Origin of the sequence: Sphingobium lactosutens, assembly GCF_013393185.1 — a bacterium.
GTDB classification, from domain to species: Bacteria; Pseudomonadota; Alphaproteobacteria; order Sphingomonadales; family Sphingomonadaceae; genus Sphingobium; species Sphingobium lactosutens_A.
Map to the genome: position 1 here is coordinate 1 of NZ_QJQX01000027.1, position 2,500 is coordinate 2,500.

Here is a 2,500-nt window from a genome sequence, read left to right on the forward strand (position 1 = left end):
CGTACGCATCCGGTGAGGACCGCGGCTACTGACGGTTTGCTGGGGGATTTGGCATCTTACTTGCCGAGGAAGGCCTCGACGCCTTCTTGAGCGAGCACATCGCGGAATGCAGCATCGGCATCGCGGTCGGTGGGGAATAGATTGTCCCAGACCGTCGAGGTGCCGTGCTCGTTGACGACCTCGAGGGACCAGCCACGTTCGGTGGCGAGCCGCACGATGTTGATGGTCAGCCGTACGCCCGCCTGTTCGATGGACCGGCAGAGAGAGGATTCAATCAGTTCGGGTTGCGGGTCAAATTCCATGCCGTGATGCTATGAGATCACGGCTCCAGCTTCAACGCTGTTGGTTTCCAATTCCATGGGAGCAGATCGCCAAGCCGATTAGCCGGATGACCGGCGATGCGGGCAAGGACGTCGGCGAGCCAAGCCTGGGGATCGAGGTCGTTGAGGCGACAGCTTTGAATGAGTGAAAACATGATGGCGGCGCGCTGACCGCCGCGATCGGAGCCGCAAAATAGCCATGCTTTCCGCCCGAGTGGCACACAGCGTAGCGCCCGTTCCGCTGCGTTGTTCGTGAGGCATACCCTGCCATCGACGAGGAAGCGGGTGAAGGAGTCCCAGCGCCGAAGCATATAGTTGATAGCCTTGGCGAGATCATGGTTACGCGACAGCTTGGCGAGTTGGGCGTTCAACCAGTCGTGCAGTTCGGCGATCAGTGGCGCGCTCAACTCCTGACGGGCGGCAAGCCGCTCCGCTGGTGTCTTGCCGTTGATACCGCGCTCAACGTCGAACAGGGCGTCCAGCTTCTGCACCGCCTCCAGCGCAATCGGATAGATCGGGCCAGTCCGCTCGCCGCGGCTCTTCTTGCGCGCAGCGCCCTCGACGTCAGCAAGTTCGAAGAACTTCCTGCGCGCGTGAGCAAAGCATCCTGCCTCCAGGATGAGACCAGGCTGGCGGTTGGGAGCGTACAGCTCAAAATAGCCCGCATAGGCATCAGCCTGCAGAATCCCGGACCAGGACGCGAGGTGCGCCTGGGGATGTTCCCCGCGCCGGTCGCGCGAATAATAGAAAACCACCGCCGGCGGATCGGCGCCGCCGAACGGGCGGTCATCCCGGACATAATCCCATAATCTACCGGTATCGGTCTTGCCCTTGGCCATGACCGGCACGGTGGTATCGTCGCCATGCACGCGCTCGGCGGCAAAGACATGGGCCTCGATCAGCCGAAAGATGGGCATCAAGGCGAAGGACGCCGCACCAACCTGATCGGCAAGCGTGGAGACGCTCAGCGGCACGCCTTCGCGAGCGAAGCGCTCCGCCTGGCGGTTGAGCGGCTGGTGCTGCCCATACTTCTCGAACAGCAGCATGGCGAGGAAGCTTGGCCCTGCCCAGCCACGCGGCACGACATGGAATGGCGCGGGCGGCTGCGTGATCTTCTCGCAGTCACGGCAGGAGAATTTCTCGCGTACGGTCTGGATGACCTTCCAGGCACGCGGGATTACCTCCAGCGTCTCGGTTACATCCTCGCCCAGCTTCGACAGGCGCATGCCGCCACAGGCCGGACAGGAACAGGGCGCCGGAACGACGACGCGGTCGCGGGGCAAATGGACGGGGAACGGTTTTTTAACTGGCCTCTTGCGCTCAAAGGCGGTGACGTTCGTCGCCTTTGTCGCGGCGGCCTCGGCGGCCAGATCATCTTCGGCGGCGTCGGCCTCCAAATCTTCGAGCTCAAACTCCATCTGCGCAAGAAGCCGGCGGGTGCGTTCGGCGCTGGGGCCGTACTGCTCGCGCCTGAGCTTGGCGATCTGCAACTTGTAGTGCGAGATCAACGCCTCGGTGGCGCTCTCCCGGGCACGGGCATTGGCCAGTTCGGCTTCAGCGCTCGTGGCCCGCTGTTCGGCTTCATCGGCGCGCTGCGCACTGAGCCGTACCAACGCCTTGAGCGCTTCGATATCGTCAGGCAGGGGCGAAACGGCGGCGTCCACAACTTGGATGGAATCATAGAAAACCTCCCGGATGAAGCGGAAAATGCAGCCTCCGCCGAGAAAATCTGCGCCTATCCTGCGCTCTGTGGGCGCCAGCTATATTGCGGGTTCCGCCAGTCCACTCCGTCGAGCAGGCAGGCCAGCTGTGAGCTCGTCAGCGACACCACGCCGTCCTTCGCGGCGGGCCAAATGAACTTCCCTCGTTCCAATCGCTTCGAATATAACGACATCCCGAGGCCGTCGTGCCAGATTATCTTCACAAGCGCCCCGCTGCGCCCGCGAAAGACCCAAAGATCGCCGGCAAATGGGTCTCGCGAGAAGCTCTGCTGCACCATTGCTGCCAAGCTCTGCATGCCGCGCCGCATATCTGTGTGGCCCATCGCAATCCACACCCGCGCGCCAGCTGGGATCATCGCAGGGCCTTGAGCGCTGCCGACACCAAGGCAGCTGGTGCCGACGCAGATATGCTCACGCGCCCTTTGCCACCCAGATCCACGATGATCACCGGCATTGCGG

General features: G+C 62.8%; 4 protein-coding genes (1 of these 4 cut by a window edge). All 4 read right to left on the reverse strand.

Annotation, left to right across the window (positions count from 1 at the left end):
• Window positions 1–56: 56 nt before the first annotated feature.
• A complete protein-coding gene (locus DM806_RS03085) occupies window positions 57–302 on the reverse strand; it encodes a hypothetical protein (RefSeq protein WP_019052496.1) in 246 nt (81 codons plus the stop codon).
• Window positions 303–319: 17 nt separating this feature from the next.
• Window positions 320–1,984 carry an IS66 family transposase gene (gene tnpC / locus DM806_RS03090; protein ID WP_179041790.1) on the reverse strand — a complete coding sequence of 555 codons (1,665 nt, stop codon included), beginning with the start codon at window positions 1,982–1,984 and terminating at the stop codon, window positions 320–322.
• A 71-nt stretch (window positions 1,985–2,055) separates the two neighbouring features.
• Window positions 2,056–2,397 carry an IS66 family insertion sequence element accessory protein TnpB gene (tnpB, locus tag DM806_RS03095; RefSeq protein WP_019052498.1) on the reverse strand — a complete coding sequence of 114 codons (342 nt, stop codon included), beginning with the start codon at window positions 2,395–2,397 and terminating at the stop codon, window positions 2,056–2,058.
• Window positions 2,394–2,500, reverse strand: the end of a protein-coding gene (tnpA, locus tag DM806_RS03100; RefSeq protein ID WP_062788688.1) for an IS66-like element accessory protein TnpA. Its footprint extends 241 nt past the window's final position; only the last 107 of its 348 coding nucleotides appear in the window; the start codon falls outside the window, past its right edge; its stop codon occupies window positions 2,394–2,396. The genes tnpB and tnpA overlap by 4 nt, the downstream gene beginning before the upstream one ends.